Below are 18,389 nucleotides of genomic sequence, written 5' to 3' on the forward strand. Positions count from 1 at the left end.
CCGGCGCAGCGAAAGCTGGCCGGGATATACAATTTTGCAGATCGGATATCCGCTACCTGCAGATATCGCTCAATGGCGGAAATGGCGGACGCCGGTGAACACCATCGCGACATCATGAGCGTCGGCAGCAGCGATGACCTCGGCATCCCGCATGGAACCGCCCGGCTGGATGACGGCGGTGGCGCCGGCGGAGATTGCCGACAGCAGGCCGTCTGCGAACGGCAGGAAAGCTTCGGAGGCGACGGCGGAACCACGTGTCATCGGCTCCGCGAGACCCAGTGCCCTTGCCGCGTCCTCGGCCTTGATGCCGGCGATGCGCGCCGAATCGACGCGGCTCATCTGGCCGGCACCGATGCCGGCGGTCTGGCCGTTCTTGGCATAGACGACGGCATTCGACTTGACGTGCTTGGCGACCCGGAAGGCAAAGCGCATGTCTTCGAGTTCCTGCGCAGTCGGCGCCCGCTTGGTCACCACCTTCAGTTCGAGATCGTCGACCATGACGTTGTCGCGGCTCTGCACCAGCAGCCCGCCCGAGACGGTCTTGGCGGTGATGCCACGGGCGCGGGGATCCGGCAGGGCGCCGACCGACAGCAGACGCAGGTTCGGCTTGGCGGCGATGATCGCCCTCGCCTCGTCGCTGACTGCGGGGGCGATGATCACTTCGGTAAAGAGTTTGACGATCTCATGCGCGGTCTCGGCATCGAGAAGGCCGTTGAGCGCGATGATGCCGCCGAACGCCGATGTGCTGTCGCAGGCGAGCGCCCGGCGATAGGCTTCGGCCAGCGTCGGCCCGGTGGCCACCCCGCAAGGATTGGCATGCTTGATGATGGCGCAGGCAGGTCCCTGTTCGGGCGGAAACTCCGCAACAAGCTCGTAGGCGGCATCGGTATCGTTGATGTTATTGTAGGAGAGCTGCTTGCCCTGCAACAGCATCGCGGTCGCAACGCCCGGGCGGTTGTCGCCGGTGACGTAGAAGCCGGCCGTCTGGTGTGGATTTTCACCGTAGCGCATTTCCTCGCGCAGCACGCCGCCGATCGTCCGGTGGTGCGGCGTGGCGATGTCGAGGGCGTCAGCGAACCAGTTGGCAATCATCGTGTCGTAAGCGGCCGTGCGGGCATAGGCCTTGGCGGCCATCTGCTGGCGGAAGGCATAATGGGTATGCCCGGCGTCGGTGGCAAGCTGTTCGAGCAATGCCGGATAGTCGGCCGGGTCGGTGACGATGGTGACATAGGCGTGGTTCTTGGCCGATGCGCGGATCATGGCGGGGCCGCCGATATCGATGTTTTCCACGGTCGTCGGATAGTCGCCGCCGGCAGCGCGGACCTCCTCGAATGGATAGAGGTTGACGATCACCAGATCGATCGCCTCGATGCCGTGCTCCTTCATGGCAGCCTGGTGCTCGGCATCGTCGCGGATGGCGAGCAACCCGCCATGCACGCGCGGATGCAGCGTCTTGACGCGGCCATCCATGATTTCCGGAAATTCTGTGATTTCGGAGACGTCGATGACGGCAATCCCAGCATTGGCGATCGCCTTGTGGGTGCCGCCAGTCGACAGCAGGCGGACGCCCTTGTCGTGCAGCGCCTGGGCCAGCTCGACGATGCCCGCCTTGTCGGAGACCGACAGCAGCGCGGTCTTGACCTTCACCTTGTCGGGAGCTGGAATATTCTTGGAAACAACGGCCATGACGTTCTCCGGTCCTGTCTTCGCAACGCGTCCGGCTGGGGACGCTCGGGATGATGGCGTCGCGTTAGCACAGGCGGCCGGACGATTAAACCGTCGCCGTCTCAGCGGCGGGATAAAAACCAGCGGATCTCGGTTTTTTCCGCGAGCGAAAACGCGATCTCAAGCAGTTCCGAGGCGCGTACGCCGGAGGAATCGGCGAAAAAGACGTCCTCTCCGATCAGCACTTCGTTGCCGGGCGAGGAGAATGTCCAGCTTTCGCCGTCCGGTGCCGTCAGGGTCACCTGATCCGGCTGCGTTTGGCCGATAGTGATCGACGGGTGGATGTGGAAGCGGGCCGAAGCGTGGTGCTCGGCGCCGGCTTTCTTCCTGGATGCCTTTTTCGTGTCCGGCGCAAAGAAACGGTCGTGCCCGGTGATGATGGTGCCGGCATGGTTTAGCGCCACTTCGCGCTCGTGCATCAGCCCGAATGCGGCAAGATAGCCGTCATGGGCCGCCTTGACGCTATCGCGGCCATCGCCGGTGTCGAGCCGCTCGACCGAGACTTCGCTGACGCCGCCGGTCATGACGGGGCCGAGCACCTTCGAGCGGGAAAACGTCAACGACGATGTGTCGTCCAGCGTCACGGTCGAATGCGCCGCAGTCGCGCGCGCCATCTGGACATATCGGGGCCCGGCAAATTTCGGTGAACCGGCATTGATGATAATCCGGTGCCGCCCGGACGACATCTCGAACGACAGGCAGCCGGCATGGGCAGTGCGCGACAGGTCGACCGAGAGGGGACCGCCGGTATCCATGATCACCAGCGTCTGGCCGGCGGACAGCCGCTGGTAGTGGGCATGGGGCAGCGCCTTGAACGTCTGTCCCGATGTCTCGTCGTAGCGCAGCACCGACATCAGCTCGTTGGCAAAGGTCGAGGTGGCGCCGTTGAACAGCGCGAGATCGCCGTCCTGGTGGCGAAAGAAGCGCAGCGCCGGATACATGCGGTCGATGCCGGCGATCAGTCGCGCGGGGGCGTCATGGCCGAGATTGATGTAGGTCTGGCGCAGCGGCAGGAGGTCCAGCAGCAGTTCCAGCGCAGCGCGCGGATTGCGCGAGATGTGGGAACCGTCGGCGAGGATCTGCCGCTCGATCTCCCGATCCAGCGCCTGGCCCGCCCGCTTGATAGTCGCAGCCCGCGCCGGCATCGTCACGGACGACATGGCAAGCGCAATGCGGACGCGGAAGCGCACCTCGCCATCTGGCGCAGTCGCTGCCACATGGCGGAGATAGCGCACGTGGTGGGTGAGCGAACGCATGAACCGGCGGTAGAAGCTGCTGTCGGTGCCCTGCAGCACCACAGGAGAGTGGGACAGCCAGGCAATCAGCCGCTGGGCGGCGATATCCGGATCCCAGGCAATACCTTCGGTCTTGCGGCCGTGAAGGCCGATCCACTCGTTGACCATTGCGCGGGCCAGTGTGCTGCCCTGGCCGCTCTTGTCGGCGCGCATATGGCGCAGCCAGCTGAAACAGTGCAGCCGGGCGGCAAAGGTTTCGGACGGCAATTCCTGCGAGAACGGCGAGCGACCGTTGGTTTCCAACACGCGTCCGGCCAGCGGAATCCGGCCGTCGATCATTTCTTCCGCCACAAAGGCATCGATGCTGCGCAAGTCGGTCGGCGCGACGATCAGCCGTTCCGGCACACGCACGGTGTGCCGGGTGAGGCGCAGGCGTGTCAACGCTGCGCGACGCGATATTCGCCGCCATGCCTCTCGCGCGTACAAATTCACAAAACGCCCGCCAAAACCTCTAAATTATAGATAACGATTGTCCGCCTCCAGCGTTAAGAGAGCGTTAGCAGGCGCCCTTGCTATCCGGGTAATGATCCAGATTGAAGCAGATAGGGCGCAAAACCCGCATGGCCATCAGCTGCGGCGGCGAAGAACGCTGGCGAAAAATCCATCCAGTCCCGGAAGAAAGCCCTCAGGCAGGGCCAGCATCGCCGGTGTCGTGCGGAAATCGCCATCGGGTGAAATCGCTGTCTCCAGGCCGGGCCAATCCGCAGGCTGGATGGCGATGCGCTCGACATCCGGGCTATCGGCGAGAATGCGGGCGATAATGTCCTCGCCTTCGGACGGATCGAGCGAGCAATTGGAAAACACCACCGTGCCACCGGGTTTCACCAGGGTCAGCGCATGGCGCAGCAGGCGCTCCTGAAGCGCTGCCAGTTTGGCGATATCGTCCCGGCCCTTGGTCCAAAGTACGTCCGGATGACGGCGCGTGGTGCCGGTCGAGGAACACGGCGCGTCGAGAAGTGCCGCATCGAAAAGATCGTCGGGCGCAAATTTCGCCATGTCGGCGACCAGCGTTTCCGCTTCGAGGCCGAGGCGGGCAAGGTTTGCCGACAGGCGCCGCAGCCGGCTCTCCGACTGGTCGAGCGCCGTGACCTTGCCGCCAGCCATGACCAGCTGCGCCGTCTTGCCACCCGGTGCGGCGCAGAGATCGACGACGCGCTTGCCGGCAAGCGAGCCAAACAGCTTTGCCGGAATGCTGGCTGCCGCGTCCTGAACCCACCATTCGCCATCGGCAAAGCCTTCAAGACCCGGAATAGTCCCGTCGAAAGCGGCGAGCCGGACGCTGCCGGTCGGAAGAACCATGCCGTTCAGCCGCTCGGCCCATCCCTCCGGGTCGGATTTGACCGTCAGGTCGATCGCAGCCGGTTGCAACTGCGTGTCCGAAATCGCCAGCGCCTCAGCGCGGCCGTAGGCCTGCTCCAGCCGCGACAGAAACCAGGCGGGCATGGCCGGTATCGATGCCGTGCGGGCGAGAATATCGTCTTTCTCGCGCCCCGTGCGCCTGAGCACGGCATTGACCAGCTTGGCAAAGCGGCGGTTGCGCGGGTCCTGGTTCGCCTGCTCGACCGCAAGGTCCACGGCGGAATGATCGGGAATATCGAGATAGAGCATCTGCGCGGCAGCGACGACCAGCACGTGATGCAGGGCGCGGGCCCCCTCCGGCAGAGGCGCGTCGATCAGCGACGCGATGGCGGCCTCGATGCGCGGCAGGTGGCGAAGAGCCGAGTTCAGGATGGCGCGCACCAGGGCGCGGTCATTATCCTCGAGCACGCGATAGGCCGGATTACCGTGGTCGCCATCGAGCATGCCGTCGAGCGGTGTCTTGCGATCGACGACGGCAGCGAGAATCTTCGAGGCTGCAGCCCGTGCTGCAAGACCCGGTTTCACCGGACCGCTATCGGCAGGCCGGCGAGTACGACGTTCGCCTTCATTGGTGTTGGCTTGCGGGCGGGGAGGCCGGCGGCCAGCGGATTTACTGTCGTCTGACGTCAAGACCAGGGTCCTTTGGGTGGTTGTGGACCACCGCGACTGGACCCCGTATCCGGCACCGAGCGCGATTTGCGCACCGCATTAGCAGGCCGGACCGGCTGCGTCGAGCCGTGCCCATGCAGTGGATTGCCATTGGAGGGCATATCCATGGACATCGCCTGCAGCGCGGCAATGCGGCTTTCGGTGTTCGGATGGGTAGAAAACAGATTGTCCATCGGCCGCCCGGAGAGCGGGTTGATGATGAACATATGTGCCGTTGCCGGATGACGCTCGGCATCCTCGTTGGGAACATGGGCCGCAGCACCGGCGATCTTGCCAAGCGCCGAGGCAAGCCACAGGGGATTGCCGCAGATTTCCGCGCCGCGCCGGTCTGCGGCATATTCGCGCGTCCGGCTGATTGCCATTTGCACCAGCATGGCCGCCAGCGGCGCGACGATCATGGCGACAAGGGCACCGATACCACCGAGCGGACTATTGCTGTCGCGCCGGCCGCCGAAAAAGAAAGCGAAATTGCCGAGCATCGAGATGGCGCCGGCGAGCGTCGCTGTTATCGTCATGGTCAGCGTATCGCGGTTCTGGACGTGCGCCAGTTCATGCGCCATGACGCCGGCCACTTCTTGCGGCGTGAGCGCGTTCAGCAGGCCGGTAGAGGCGGCGACGGCGGCATTCTCGGGATTGCGGCCGGTGGCGAAGGCATTCGGCTGCGGGCTGTCGTAGAGATAGACGCGCGGCATGGGCAGGCCGGCATTGGCGGCGAGATCGCGGATCATGCCGAAAAACTCCGGCGCGCTGCGCTCGTCGACAGCCTGGGCATTATAGGTCGACAGCACCATGTTGCCTGAATTCCAGTAGGAAAAGAAATTCATGCCGGCCGCAACGACGAAGGCGACCATCATGCCCGACCGACCGCCGATCAGAAAGCCGACGCCCATGAACAGCGCCGTCATGAAGGCCAGAAGCATCGCCGTTCGCATCATGTTCATCGTCGTCTCCGCCAATTGACCCGTGTCGCGCTTTTCATTCCGGCAGCGACGCCCTATAATCTGGCTATTCGCCCGCCCAATTCAATATTTGCTGGAGAGCCTCATGCAGGCAGCCGATAACGACAACAGCGAAACCGTCGAGACTTCCGACGAAGTCGCTACACCGCGCAAGCCGCTCTCTCCGGCAGCCAAGCGCGCCCTCGCCGAAGCAGAAGAACGTCGCCGGCTGCAGGCGCAGACCGAACTTCCGCCCGAAATCGGCGGTCGCGGCGGCGCAGAGCCCTCCCGGTTCGGCGACTGGGAGATCAATGGCCGGGCCATAGACTTCTAATCGGTAAATATTCCTATTGACTTCCCCATGATTCAGGAAATAATTCCTCAATCATGGTTCGATCCTGTTTGACTCTGTTGGTCTGTCTCACCCTCTCGCTACCCTCTAGCGCGACGGCCAACACGGTGCATGAGACAATTGCCGGTCCCGTCTCCGCCGAGATCCTGCAGGTCATCGATGGCGACACAATTCTGGTCGATGCATCGCCCTGGCCGCAGCAGACGATCGAGGTCTATGTCAGGCTGCGCGGCATCGATGCGCCGGAACTGCATTCGACATGCGCTTCGGTGCGCGAGGAGGCTGAGCGGGCGCAGGCTGCGCTGGAGGAAATATTGCCGGCCACAGGCGAGATCCAACTGACGCGAATTTCCGGCGACAAATATTTCGGCCGCATCCTCGCCGACGTCACCACCGCCGACGGGCGCAACCCGGCCGACACGCTTCTCTCATCCGGCCACGCCATCCCCTACCACGGCGGCCACAAACCCACCGAGCGATGCCAGCAGTAGACTCCAGGCGGCAAGTCTTTCAGTCCACCCACGCCTGATGGCACGCTGAGCAGGATATTGAAAACTCAAGTCTTTCGAGGTGTCCAACTCCGTGAAGATGGATCAATTGCTGCCACGTATTTTAAGGTCCAACTCGCCTGGGATGCCCCCCAAACCCTCATTCCTGTGCCCGTCACAGGAATCCAGTCACGGCGCGTCTGCGACGTGGGAGGACTCTCTGTTGGTAGAGAAGTGTTTATCGCCCAAAGACTTGGGCGGCTGGATTCCTGTGACAGGCACAGGAATGAGGGACGTCGGGGTGGCTTTTTTGGTTTTGTGATCTTTCTGACCACACACACACACTCTCTCCTCTCTAGCACTCTCTCCTCTCGCTTTACTCCATCGCCCCTGCGCGCAGCACCTCATGGGGATAAACCGTTGGGATTTCCGTTTGGAAACAATGCCGGCATCATAATTTCATCCCCGTCCTTTCATCCCGATCTATAATTACCCCGTTCCGCCATTGGATACACCGGTCTGCGTTGCCGGCGAGGTGGGGTCGGGTCTTGGAGGGGTTGCTGTCTACGCAGGCACGTCTTCAAGGGTCCGCAGAAAGTGGATCCCTTCGGGCCCCTAGGCTCGGCGTGCCTGTGTGGCATAACTCCGGCAGCTTTTCCCCTCAAAGGGACCGGGTCGGAAACAGAGGATCCGGAGTTGCGGATAAAAACTGTCGAACGGGGCACATCGCGTGTCACTTCACTAAAAAATCATCAGGCACACGATGTGCCCCGGCCATCAGAATTTCATGACACGGACCGAACAGGCCGCGTGAACGGGGAGGCGTGTGCGCGACGGACGCCGGATGGGAATACGGGAACACCAAAACATGGAGATCTGCATGTCGACGCCCACCATAGACCACCGTGCCGTCTTTCTCCAGCAACGCGCCGTCAGGCACGAGTTGCTCAGCCGCAGTGCTGCATCCTATTTCTGCAATCGGGCCTCCCCCTGCGTCGTCCACCTTTGCCGCCTCAGGAAATGCCACCGGGACCGCGTTTGCAGCGGGCCGATGCGAACGTCAGCCGTCCTCCTCGACAGACTGAACGAACTCCACAGACTTGGCCTGCCCAGCAGCGCCTGCACCGTTCTCCCCGCCTGTCTTTCAGCTGCCGACAAGGACCTTCTGCAGATATTCGAAGAGTGGCGCGACTGGTGGACGCCAAGGCTCAAGAACTTGCCCGAGATGACTTGGCCGCAACTCTCAAAAGTCCTGCGCTACTCCATGAGGCGGGATTGCGACGAGGGCGATCTGTCCGAAGATGGCGACAACGATCTGTAACATCGCCGACACAGGCGGCAACGGCAGGCTGCAATGGCGTGTTTCACTACGGAGTTTTTTCTGGCACACTCTAAAGATGCGCGTCGTGTTGGAGGACGTCCCGAGATCCGGGAGGCGTGCATGACAGTCAGCATCCCGTGGGAGGAAAGAATTTATGGCTAACGTCGCAATGACCGGTCGGCCGAAGGCGGCCGCCATGACTGCCGAGGAACGGAAGGTTATCTTCGCCTCGTCGCTTGGCACCGTGTTCGAATGGTACGACTTCTACCTCTACGGCTCTCTTGTCGTCTATATTGGCGCGAGCTTCTTCGGCCAGTATCCGGAAACAACCCGCAACATCTTCGCACTGCTGGCCTTTGCCGCCGGCTTCCTGGTGCGCCCCTTCGGCGCGCTGGTGTTCGGCCGGCTCGGCGATCTCGTCGGCCGCAAATATACCTTCCTCATCACCATCCTGATCATGGGCCTGTCGACCTTCTTGGTCGGCCTCTTGCCCGGGGCGGCCTCGATCGGAATTCTGGCACCGATCATCCTGATTGCGCTCCGCCTGCTGCAGGGCCTGGCGCTCGGCGGCGAATATGGCGGCGCTGCTACCTATGTTGCCGAACATGCTCCGCCCGGACGTCGCGGCTTCTACACCGCCTGGATCCAGACGACCGCAACGCTCGGCCTGTTCCTGTCGCTGATCGTAATCCTGTCCGTCCAGGCCTTCCTCGGCAAGGAAGCCTTTGCCGCCTGGGGATGGCGCGTGCCGTTCCTGGTCTCCTTCGTGCTGCTCGGCGTATCCGTCTGGATCCGCCTCAAAATGAACGAATCGCCGGCCTTCCAGAAGATGAAGGCCGAAGGGAAGGGCTCCAAGGCGCCATTGACGGAGGCTTTCGGCACCTGGAAAAACGCCAGGATCGCCTTGATCGCGCTGTTCGGCGCAACCATGGGGCAGGCTGTCGTCTGGTATTGCGGCCAGTTCTACGCGCTGTTCTTCCTGCAGAATGTACTCAAGGTCGAGTTCCAAGCTGCCAATATCATGGTCGCAGTGGCGCTGTTCATCGGCACGGGCTTCTTCCTGCTGTTCGGCTGGCTGTCGGATCGCATCGGCCGCAAGCCGATCATCATGGCCGGGCTACTGCTGGCGATGCTGACCTATTTCCCGCTGTTCAAGGCAATGACCTGGACGGCCAACCCGGCGCTTGCACAAGCCCAGTCGACCGTACGGGCAACCGTTACCGCCGACCCGGCCGATTGCCGCTTCCAGTTCAACCCGACCGGCGTGGCGAAGTTCACCAGTTCCTGCGATGTGGCAACGGCGTTCCTCACCAAGAACTCCGTGCCCTACGATGTCGTCGCAGCCCCTCCGGGCACGCCAGCAACCGTGACGATCGGCAGCCAGACAGTGCCTAGCTATGATGTCGTTACCGCCGGCGACAAGGCCAAGGGCCTGAATGCGGCATTCGAGAAAGGCATCAACACCGCCCTGCACGATGGCGGCTATCCTCTCGTCCGTGGCGCGGCAAAAGTACCGGACAGCAAGCTCGACGCTTTCATCGCCGCCAACCCGGAGGTCGGCATCGATGCTGCAGCAGTACGTGCGGGCGACAAGACGGTCGTGCCGGCGGACAAGCTGGTGGCCGACAAGATGCTCACCAAGGAAGAGGCCGCCGGCGTGACCGAGATGCCGGTCTACACCATCGCCAAGGCAGGCGCCTTCGCCATGGTCGCCGACCCCGCAGCGGTTAACTGGCTCGGAACTATCCTCGTCCTGACGGTGCTGGTGATCTATGTCACCATGGTCTACGGCCCGATAGCCGCCCTGCTGGTTGAGCTTTTCCCGACCCGCATCCGCTACACCGGTATGTCGCTGCCCTATCACATCGGCAACGGCTGGTTCGGCGGCCTGCTGCCGGCCATGGCCTTCGCGATGAGTGCGGCCAAGGGCGATATCTACTATGGCCTCTGGTACCCGATCGTCTTTGCCGGGATCACGCTGGTCATCGGCATAATCTTCCTGCCGGAAACCAAGGACCGCGATATCAACACGATGGATTGAACCGGATCGCAATCCGGCCGGCGTCGGTGGCGTCGGCCGCTATCCGTCGGCAAGCGGCCGACGCCGCATCAAGCGCCGCACACGCGGCACCGGAAAGCCGTTCGGCGAAAGCGCGAACAGCAGGCCGAAGCGAGAAAACATCACCGCCGTCGCAAAGGCGAACCAGGCGCCCAAGGCCAGCCCCGCCGCCACGTCGCTCGGATAGTGCACGCCGAGAATGACCCGCGTCGCCCCGATCCACAGCGCAACCCCCACAAAGACCAGCCTGAACCGTGGAAACAAAAGGGCGAGGGCAACGCAGAACGCACCGATCTGGGTGGAGTGGGCGGAAGGGAAGCTTTGGAACAGGAAATGACCGTCGAACGGCTTGAAGCCGAGAATGCCATACTGGTCGTAGATCAGCGGCCTCGCCCGGCCGATCACAGTCTTCAGCACGTGCACCACCGCGCTTGCCGAGAGTACCGAGATCAGGAGATAGGCTGCCATCCGCGAGAAATAGGCAACGCGGTACCGGCGCCGGAGGTCCGCCAGCCGCCGCGCCAGAAGCACGCCAACGACGAAAATGACGACGATGGCGCCGAGCATCCGCAACATCTGCCCGACATTGGTGATGTCGCCGGCAAAGGCCACCAGTGCCGCCGGCAGATCCCGTGCCGTCTTGCCGAGCGGCGCATCGAGCACAAAGAAGGCAAGGGCGACGATATTGATGACGCTGAGCGTATAGCCGAGCCAGGGGAGGGAGCGATGCTGCGCGCGACGGGCAGCATAGCGAGTCGCCAGCAGACGCCACACTCCGCGACGGGTTTTGTCAGGCAGGGAAGGGGCATTCTCGGTGTCGTGTTGCATCGACCAGACATAGGCATGCCGGAGGGCAGATCAAGGCGATCGCCGCGCCCGGAATTACCGGACGCGGCAAAAATGTTTCACGTGAAATCAGGCACTCAGCGTCTTGAACTCGGCAAGGATCGCATCGCCCATCTCGACAGTGCCGACCGGGGTCATGCCGTCCGAGACGATGTCGCCGGTACGGATGCCGCGCTCAAGCACGTTGGCGATCGATTTCTCAAGCGCATCGGCCTCGGAAATCATCGCAAACGAGTAGCGCATGCACATGGCGAAGGACGCGATCATGGCGATCGGGTTGGCAACGCCCTTGCCAGCGATATCGGGCGCCGAACCGTGGACCGGCTCATAGAGTGCCTTGCGCTTGCCGGTCTTGCCATCGGGCGCACCGAGCGACGCAGACGGCAGCATGCCAAGCGAGCCGGTCAGCATGGCGGCCACGTCGGACAGCATGTCGCCGAACAGGTTGTCGGTGACGATGACATCGAACTGTTTCGGCGCCCGGACCAGCTGCATGCCGCCGGCATCGGCGAGCATATGCTCGAGCTTGACGTCGGAATATTTTTCCTTGTGGGTCGCCGTCACAACCTGGTTCCACAGCACGCCGGACTTCATGACGTTGCGCTTTTCCATCGAGCAGACGCGATTGTTGCGGGTACGGGCCATCTCGAAGGCAACGCCGGCAATACGCTCGATCTCGTAGGTATCGTAGATCTGCGTATCGATACCGCGCTTCTGGCCGTTGCCGAGATCGATGATCTCCTTGGGCTCGCCGAAATAGACGCCACCGGTCAGTTCGCGGATGATCAGGATGTCGAGGCCTTCGACCAGCTCCGGCTTCAGCGACGAGGCGGAGGAGAGTGCCGGATAGCAGATCGCCGGGCGCAGGTTGGCGAACAGCTGCAGGTCTTTGCGCAGCCGCAGCAGGCCGGCCTCGGGACGCGCTTCATAGGGAACGTCGTCCCACTTCGGACCGCCGACCGCGCCGAATAGCACGGCATCGGCCGCCATCGCCTTGGCCATGTCGCCTTCGGAGATCGCCACGCCATGCGCATCGTAGGCACAGCCGCCGACGAGGCCTTCCTCGGTGACGAAACCGGCCTGGTGGGCCTCGTTGAGATAGGCAATGATCTTGCGGACCTCGGCCATGGCTTCCGGTCCGATGCCGTCACCCGGCAGCAGGAAGAGATTGCGCACTGTCATGAAAAGCCCTCTGCTTTGACAATCGGTTGCGGGTTCTTAGACCCGCAGACCCCGCTTTTCAAGCGAGGTAGGGGCCGAAACGGTACGCTTCATGCCACCGTTTCGGCATCTCGTCATGTTTCGCAACAACGCTGCGACCGGCGGCATTTCCGCCTGGGTCGCAGCGGCAGGGTATTTTTACTGGGCGAGACCGAGTTGCTCGAGATGCGTCGCAGAAGCGCGGATATTCGTCTTGTCGCGCAACTCGATGATCAGGCGCGGGTTGCTGGTCAGCTTGGCGAGCGCCGCAAACACCGAATGCCAGCGGATGATGCCCTCGCCGAGACCCCAATGGCGGTCGGCATAGCCATCGACGTCCTGCAGATGCACATGCTTCAGCTGGTTGCCGGCCGCGTGGATGAAATAGTCGACCGGCGGTGCACCGTAGCTCCCATGCGCACACTCGGCATGGCCAGTGTCGATGGACACGGCGACGGCTGGCGAATTGAAGCTTTCGGCAAGGGCGACACGGGTCTGCGGATCGATGTCGTCGCAATTCTCGATAACGAATGTCAGTCCGATGTCTTCGGCCCGCTTGACGGCGGCGGCCATCGTCAGATGGGCATATTCGGTCATCCGCTCCCGCTCGCCTGGGAAGTGAGGGAAATTATTGTGGTGCCAGGCGGTGTAGGGGCTGTGAATGACCATATGGGTCGCACTGAGCGCAGTCGCCACATCGAGCGCCTGGCTCAGCCGTTTGGCAACCACGGCACGGATCTCCTCGTCTTGCGACGAGATGGTGAAGCCGAAGAACGGCCCGTGGATGCCGACCCGGCCTGTATGGCCGTCGAGCAGCCGCTTGGCGCGCTCGACCAGCGGCCTCCAGTCGCCGCCGAGCACCCTGGCGTCGACGAAATTTTGCAGTTCGAGGTCGCGCTGCTTGTCGAGCATCCAGTCGCGGTGGATTTCGAGGTCGTCCAGCGAGAGGGCGGCACCGAGAACGGGAAGGGTCATGGAAGTCTCCTGTTTGAATCCGTGGCGCGAACGATCAGATTGCGGATGGTCACAATGGACCACGCTGTCGTCGGCCGTATTGACAATGCGGGCAATCGGCCGCCCCGCTTTCGGGGCGGGTTGGCTTTTTCAAGGCAACGGGGCAGGCCGGATTTACTGGGCCAGACCGAGCGATTCGAGATAGGCGGCCGAGGCCGGAATCTTCGACTTGTCCTTGATCTCGATGATCAGACGCGGGTTGCTGGTAAGCTTGGCAAGGGCGGCAAAGACGGAATGCCAGCGGATAGTGCCTTCGCCGAGCGACCAGTGGCGGTCGGCATAACCATCGGCATCCTGAAGATGGACATGCTGCAGGCGGTTGCCGGCGGCATGGACGTAATAATCGACCGGAGGACCGCCCGTCGAGCCGTGGGCGTAATGGGCATGGCCGGTATCGATCGACACGGCGACCGCCGGCGAGGCGAAGCTGTCGACCAGCACGTTGCGGATTTCAGGATCGATATCCTCGATGTTCTCCATCACCATGGTGAGGCCGATATCCTCGGCCCGCTTGACGGCATCGCCCATGGTCTTTTGGGTGTACTCAATAATGCTTTCGCGCGCCCCCGGATTGTTGTCGAGATTGTTGTAGTTCCAGGTCGTGTACGGGCTGTGGACAACCATGTGGGTTGCGCCGATCGCCGCAGAGACATCGAGCGCCTGCCGCATGCGCTCTGCGACCACGGCACGTACGCCAGGGTCCTTGGAGGCAATCGTAAAGCCCCAGAACGGCCCGTGTATGCCGACGCGGCCGGTGTGGCCATCCAGCAGCGTCTTGGTGCGCTCGACGAGCGGCTTCCAGTCACCGCCGAGCACTTCAGCGTCGACAAAGCTTTGCAATTCGAGGTCACGCTGCTTTTCGAGGAGCCAGTGTCGGTGGATTTCGAGTTCTTCCAGCGTCATGGCGGCGCCGAGGATGGGAAGGGTCATGGAGGTCTCCGGTTCCAGTCATGTGCGCTGCCGCATGATTGGCAACGCGGCCCCTCTCATGATCCTCATTCTTGTCAGCCATATTACAATTTGCGGGCAGGCTTCGATACGCTATCCGCGGCCAAGGCCGCAAATCGCTGTGCATCAACGCCTGCAGAAAAATTTGACGCGGACCTAACGGGCCCCGAAAATTGCCGAACCGACCCGCACACTGGTGGCACCGAAGGCGACGGCGACCTCGTAGTCGCCGGACATGCCCATAGAAAGCTTCTCGACCCCGCAGGCTGCGGCGAGCTTCGCCAGGAGGGCGAAGTGCGGACCGGGATTTTCATCCGCCGGCGGAATGCACATCAGCCCCTCGACCGTAAGCCCCAGTTCGTCGCGGCAGAGGGACACGAAGGCGCCGGTGTCGTCAGGACTGATCCCCGCCTTTTGCGGCTCAAGCCCGGTGTTGACCTGCACGTAGAAACGCGTCGACTTGCCCTGCTGCTTCATTTCGGCGGCCAGCGCACGGGCAATCTTCTCGCGGTCGACGGTCTCGATGACGTCGAAAAGCGCCACAGCATCGGCCGCCTTGTTCGATTGCAGCGGGCCGATCAGATGCAGCTCGATGTCGGGTGTCTCTGCCTTCATCGCCGGCCACTTGCCCTGGCTTTCCTGCACCCGGTTTTCGCCGAATAGCCGCTGACCGGCGGCGATAACAGGACGGATGACGTCGGCATCGAAGGTCTTGGAGACCACAACCAGCTGCGCCGAACCCTCAGGCCTGCCGGCCTTTTGCTCGGCCTTTGCGATCCTGTTGCGCACATCGTCCAATCGCTCTTGAAGTTCCATCGCTCGACCTCGACATAGGAGTGGAATTGCCCGTCCTGAGTAGACAGCCCGCCCGCCCTTGCCAAGAGCAACCCCTTGAAATTCGGCGCTCTCGAACGCCGGATGACGATGCTGTTGGCCACCAAACTTGACGCTTGGTTGGTTTCATGATGAAGGTCACGCCAACTCCCCATTACATCCGGAAATACAGGTCACATGGCTACCGAACGTTATAATCCGCGCGACTCCGAGCCCCGCTGGCAGCAAAAGTGGAATGACGCCAACGTCTTCCTCACTGACAACAACGATCCGCGCGAAAAGTACTACGTCCTCGAGATGTTCCCCTATCCATCGGGCCGTATCCATATGGGCCACGTGCGCAACTATGCGATGGGCGACGTGGTGGCCCGCTACAAGCGTGCGCGTGGCTATAACGTTCTGCATCCCATGGGCTGGGACGCCTTCGGCATGCCGGCCGAAAATGCTGCCCGCGACAACAAAGTGCATCCGAAGGAGTGGACCTACCAGAACATCGCCTCGATGAAGGCGCAGCTGAAGGCCATGGGGCTGTCGCTGGACTGGAGCCGCGAATTCGCCACCTGCGATGTCGAATACTATCACCGCCAGCAGATGCTGTTCCTCGACATGATGGAAAAGGAGCTAGTCTACCGCAAGAAGTCGAAGGTCAACTGGGACCCGGTCGATAACACCGTGCTGGCCAACGAGCAGGTGATCGACGGCCGCGGATGGCGCTCGGGCGCGCTGGTCGAACAGCGCGAGCTGACGCAATGGTTCTTCAAGATCACCGACTTCAGCCAAGACCTGCTGGACGCGCTCGACACGCTGGATCACTGGCCGGAAAAGGTCCGGTTGATGCAGAAAAACTGGATCGGGCGCTCGGAAGGCCTGACCATCCGCTGGGAGATCGTGCCCGGCGAGGTGCCAACGGAAGAGCGGGAGATCGCCGTCTACACGACACGCCCGGATACCCTGTTCGGCGCCTCGTTCCTCGCAATCGCTGCCGACCATCCGCTGGCGAAGGAAGCCGCAAGCCGGGACGCCGCCGTCGAAGCATTCTGCGAAGAGTGCCGCCGCGCCGGCACCTCCGTTGCAGCACTCGAGACGGCCGAGAAAAAGGGCATGGATACCGGCATTCGAGTCCGGCATCCGCTCGATCCGAGCTGGGAACTGCCGGTCTACATCGCCAATTTCGTGTTAATGGACTATGGCACGGGCGCCATCTTCGGTTGCCCCTCGGGCGATCAGCGCGACCTCGATTTTGCCCGTAAGTATGATTTGCCGGCCATCCCGGTCGTCATGCCGGCAGATGGCGACGCCAAGAGCTTCACCGTCGGCGACGTTGCCTATGACGGCGACGGCGTCATGATCAACTCGCAGTTTCTCGACGGCATGACCACGACCGAAGCTTTCGACGTCGTGGCAAAACGTCTGTCGACGACGAATATCGGCAATGCGCCACAGGCCGAGCGCAAGGTCAATTTCCGCCTCCGCGACTGGGGCATTTCGCGCCAGCGCTATTGGGGTTGCCCCATCCCGGTCATCCATTGCGACGATTGCGGTGTCGTTCCGGTGCCGAAACAAGACCTGCCGGTCAAGCTGCCTGACGACGTTACCTTCGATCTGCCTGGCAACCCGCTGGATCGCCATCCGACCTGGCGGCATGTCGCATGTCCACAGTGCGGCAAGTATGCCCGGCGCGAAACCGACACCATGGACACCTTCGTTGATTCCAGCTGGTATTTCACGCGCTTCACGGCACCTTGGGAAAACGAGCCGACAGACAAGGCTGCCGCCAACCATTGGCTGCCGGTCGATCAGTATATTGGCGGCGTCGAGCACGCGATCCTGCACCTGCTCTATTCGCGCTTCTTCACGCGTGCCATGCAGAAGACCGGCCATGTCGACGTCAAGGAGCCCTTCAAGGGTCTGTTTACACAAGGCATGGTCGTCCACGAGACCTACAGCCGCGGCGAGGGGGCAGCGCGCGAGTGGGTGCCACCGGTGGATCTGCGCTTCGAGGAGATCGACGGCAAGCGGCGCGCCCTGTTGTTGTCCTCTGGCGAAGAGGTGACGATCGGCGCCATCGAGAAGATGTCCAAGTCGAAGAAAAACGTCGTCGATCCCGATGATATCATCGCCTCATACGGAGCCGACACGGCGCGTTTCTTCGTACTCTCGGACTCGCCGCCGGACCGCGACGTCATATGGTCGGAAGCCGGTGTCGAGGGCGCCCATCGCTTTACCCAGCGCGTCTGGCGCCTGGTGTCGGAGGCCGCTGACCGGCTGAAGTCGGTCGAGCCAAAGGCGGCTCATTCCGGCGATGGACTGGCCGTATCTCAGATAGCCCATAAAACGCTGAAAGCTGTCGGTGCCGATTATGACAAGCTCGCCTTCAACAAGGCCGTGGCGCGTATCTACGAATTCGTCAACTCCCTTGCAGCGCCGCTGGCAAAGGTTGCGGCCGGAGAGGGCGACGAAACCTTCTGCAGCGCCGTTCGCGATGCCGTCGAGATCCTGATCGCCATCGTCGCGCCCATCACGCCGCACCTGTCGGAGGAGTGCGCGACCGCCATCGGATGCCCGACCATGGTGGCGACGTCGCCATGGCCCTACTTCGACGCCGTTCTCGTCGTTGAAAACGAGGTGATGATGCCGGTACAGATCAACGGCAAGAAGCGCGCCGAATTGACAATCGCCCGCGATGCGGATCAAAGTGCCGTCGAGGCCGCCGCCCTTGCCTTGGGCGCGGTGCAAAGCGCGTTGAATGGTCAGGCGCCGAAAAAGATCATCGTCGTTCCACAGAGGATCGTAAACATTGTCGTCTGATTTCATGTCCAAGCTCGCCAGGATCGCCTGCGCGGTCACCGTCATTGCGGTCCCGGCCTTGCTGTCCTCCTGCCAGGTTCGGCCTCTCTACGCCGAAAGCACGGGTGCGACGGCTAAGTTGGCGACCGTCGGCTTCACCGATGCCGTCGCAGCCGATGCTGCCCAGCGCCGCGTTGGCCAGGAGGTCAGGAACCAGCTGATCTTCATCGCCAGCCATGGCGCCGGCGAGCCTGCCAACCCGCAATACATGGTCAGCCTGAACGTCAGCTCCGGCACAGGCGGCGTTCTCTACCTTGCCTCGTCCGATACATCGCAGGCCGGCCGCACGACCGTGACTGCCTCCTATGTCATCAAGCGCATCAGCGACGGCAAGGTCATCAAGGCCGGCAACCGCTCGATGGTGGCGCTGGTGGATTTCCCGACGCAGGAATTTGCCAAACAGCGCGCCATCCGCGATGCGGAAGACCGTGCGGCGCGTGAAGTCGCACAGTTCGTCGGTGCCGACATCGCGGCTGCATTGAGCAATTGATCCA

15 protein-coding genes are annotated in these 18,389 nt (G+C 62.4%); 6 read left to right on the forward strand and 9 right to left on the reverse strand.

What is annotated here, in order from left to right; all coding sequences use genetic code 11:
- Positions 1-69: 69 nt before the first annotated feature.
- The 4 genes from purH to htpX form a co-directional block, all read right to left on the reverse strand.
- Positions 70-1,686 carry a bifunctional phosphoribosylaminoimidazolecarboxamide formyltransferase/IMP cyclohydrolase gene (gene purH / locus J5289_RS01710; RefSeq protein WP_209207481.1) on the reverse strand — a complete coding sequence of 539 codons (1,617 nt, stop codon included), beginning with the start codon at positions 1,684-1,686 and terminating at the stop codon, positions 70-72.
- A 101-nt stretch (positions 1,687-1,787) separates the two neighbouring features.
- On the reverse strand, positions 1,788-3,446 hold the full coding sequence (locus tag J5289_RS01715; RefSeq protein WP_247749260.1) for a heparinase II/III family protein: 1,659 nt from the start codon (positions 3,444-3,446) through the stop codon (positions 1,788-1,790).
- 141 nt (positions 3,447-3,587) lie between these two features.
- Entirely contained in the window at positions 3,588-5,009 is a 1,422-nt protein-coding gene (locus J5289_RS01720) for an RsmB/NOP family class I SAM-dependent RNA methyltransferase (protein ID WP_209185417.1), read from the reverse strand.
- On the reverse strand, positions 5,006-5,989 hold the full coding sequence (gene htpX / locus J5289_RS01725; protein WP_142824500.1) for a zinc metalloprotease HtpX: 984 nt from the start codon (positions 5,987-5,989) through the stop codon (positions 5,006-5,008). The genes J5289_RS01720 and htpX overlap by 4 nt, the downstream gene beginning before the upstream one ends.
- 103 nt (positions 5,990-6,092) lie before the next feature.
- Here htpX and J5289_RS01730 point away from each other — a divergent pair, with 103 nt between their 5' ends.
- The 4 genes from J5289_RS01730 (at position 6,093) to J5289_RS01745 (ending at position 10,188) form a co-directional block, all read left to right on the forward strand.
- Positions 6,093-6,320, forward strand: coding sequence for a DUF1674 domain-containing protein (locus tag J5289_RS01730; protein WP_209185419.1), 228 nt, complete (start codon positions 6,093-6,095; stop codon positions 6,318-6,320).
- Between the two features lie 125 nt (positions 6,321-6,445).
- Positions 6,446-6,829 carry a thermonuclease family protein gene (locus tag J5289_RS01735; RefSeq protein WP_257623382.1) on the forward strand — a complete coding sequence of 128 codons (384 nt, stop codon included), beginning with the start codon at positions 6,446-6,448 and terminating at the stop codon, positions 6,827-6,829.
- 877 nt (positions 6,830-7,706) lie between these two features.
- Complete coding sequence (locus J5289_RS01740) at positions 7,707-8,147, forward strand: hypothetical protein (RefSeq protein ID WP_209185421.1); 441 nt, start codon at positions 7,707-7,709, stop codon at positions 8,145-8,147.
- Between the two features lie 154 nt (positions 8,148-8,301).
- Positions 8,302-10,188, forward strand: a complete 1,887-nt coding sequence (locus tag J5289_RS01745; RefSeq protein WP_209185422.1) for an MFS transporter — start codon at positions 8,302-8,304, stop codon at positions 10,186-10,188.
- Positions 10,189-10,227: 39 nt separating this feature from the next.
- On the opposite strand, the gene J5289_RS01750 is transcribed toward J5289_RS01745, so the two are convergent.
- The 5 genes from J5289_RS01750 to J5289_RS01770 form a co-directional block, all read right to left on the reverse strand.
- Positions 10,228-11,034 (reverse strand): phosphatase PAP2 family protein, encoded by an 807-nt coding sequence (locus J5289_RS01750; protein WP_209185423.1) that lies wholly within the window; start codon positions 11,032-11,034, stop codon positions 10,228-10,230.
- Positions 11,035-11,121: 87 nt separating this feature from the next.
- Positions 11,122-12,234: a 3-isopropylmalate dehydrogenase gene (gene leuB, locus J5289_RS01755; protein WP_209185424.1), complete on the reverse strand. Its 1,113-nt coding sequence runs from the start codon at positions 12,232-12,234 to the stop codon at positions 11,122-11,124.
- Between the two features lie 177 nt (positions 12,235-12,411).
- Complete coding sequence (locus J5289_RS01760) at positions 12,412-13,227, reverse strand: sugar phosphate isomerase/epimerase (protein WP_209185425.1); 816 nt, start codon at positions 13,225-13,227, stop codon at positions 12,412-12,414.
- A 153-nt stretch (positions 13,228-13,380) separates the two neighbouring features.
- On the reverse strand, positions 13,381-14,196 hold the full coding sequence (locus J5289_RS01765) for a sugar phosphate isomerase/epimerase (RefSeq protein ID WP_111222112.1): 816 nt from the start codon (positions 14,194-14,196) through the stop codon (positions 13,381-13,383).
- Positions 14,197-14,370: 174 nt separating this feature from the next.
- Positions 14,371-15,030 carry a YggS family pyridoxal phosphate-dependent enzyme gene (locus J5289_RS01770; protein ID WP_142828737.1) on the reverse strand — a complete coding sequence of 220 codons (660 nt, stop codon included), beginning with the start codon at positions 15,028-15,030 and terminating at the stop codon, positions 14,371-14,373.
- Between the two features lie 195 nt (positions 15,031-15,225).
- Here J5289_RS01770 and leuS point away from each other — a divergent pair, with 195 nt between their 5' ends.
- Positions 15,226-17,856 carry a leucine--tRNA ligase gene (gene leuS, locus J5289_RS01775; RefSeq protein ID WP_209187659.1) on the forward strand — a complete coding sequence of 877 codons (2,631 nt, stop codon included), beginning with the start codon at positions 15,226-15,228 and terminating at the stop codon, positions 17,854-17,856.
- Entirely contained in the window at positions 17,846-18,385 is a 540-nt protein-coding gene (locus J5289_RS01780) for an LPS assembly lipoprotein LptE (RefSeq protein WP_142828733.1), read from the forward strand. The genes leuS and J5289_RS01780 overlap by 11 nt, the downstream gene beginning before the upstream one ends.
- The last annotated feature ends 4 nt before the right edge of the window (positions 18,386-18,389 follow it).

This window comes from Rhizobium sp. B230/85, from assembly GCF_019355735.1.
GTDB classification, from domain to species: Bacteria; Pseudomonadota; Alphaproteobacteria; order Rhizobiales; family Rhizobiaceae; genus Rhizobium; species Rhizobium rhododendri.

What these genes read in the sequence shown, in the direction of transcription:
- purH (WP_209207481.1), bottom strand. Translation starts at nt 1,686, where the DNA reads ATGGCCGTTGTTTCCAAGAATATTCCAGCTCCCGACAAGGTGAAGGTC.
- htpX (WP_142824500.1), bottom strand. Translation starts at nt 5,989, where the DNA reads ATGAACATGATGCGAACGGCGATGCTTCTGGCCTTCATGACGGCGCTG.
- J5289_RS01730 (WP_209185419.1), top strand. Translation starts at nt 6,093, where the DNA reads ATGCAGGCAGCCGATAACGACAACAGCGAAACCGTCGAGACTTCCGAC.
- J5289_RS01740 (WP_209185421.1), top strand. Translation starts at nt 7,707, where the DNA reads ATGTCGACGCCCACCATAGACCACCGTGCCGTCTTTCTCCAGCAACGC.
- J5289_RS01745 (WP_209185422.1), top strand. Translation starts at nt 8,302, where the DNA reads ATGGCTAACGTCGCAATGACCGGTCGGCCGAAGGCGGCCGCCATGACT.
- J5289_RS01750 (WP_209185423.1), bottom strand. Translation starts at nt 11,034, where the DNA reads ATGCAACACGACACCGAGAATGCCCCTTCCCTGCCTGACAAAACCCGT.
- leuB (WP_209185424.1), bottom strand. Translation starts at nt 12,234, where the DNA reads ATGACAGTGCGCAATCTCTTCCTGCTGCCGGGTGACGGCATCGGACCG.
- J5289_RS01760 (WP_209185425.1), bottom strand. Translation starts at nt 13,227, where the DNA reads ATGACCCTTCCCGTTCTCGGTGCCGCCCTCTCGCTGGACGACCTCGAA.
- J5289_RS01765 (WP_111222112.1), bottom strand. Translation starts at nt 14,196, where the DNA reads ATGACCCTTCCCATCCTCGGCGCCGCCATGACGCTGGAAGAACTCGAA.
- J5289_RS01770 (WP_142828737.1), bottom strand. Translation starts at nt 15,030, where the DNA reads ATGGAACTTCAAGAGCGATTGGACGATGTGCGCAACAGGATCGCAAAG.
- leuS (WP_209187659.1), top strand. Translation starts at nt 15,226, where the DNA reads ATGGCTACCGAACGTTATAATCCGCGCGACTCCGAGCCCCGCTGGCAG.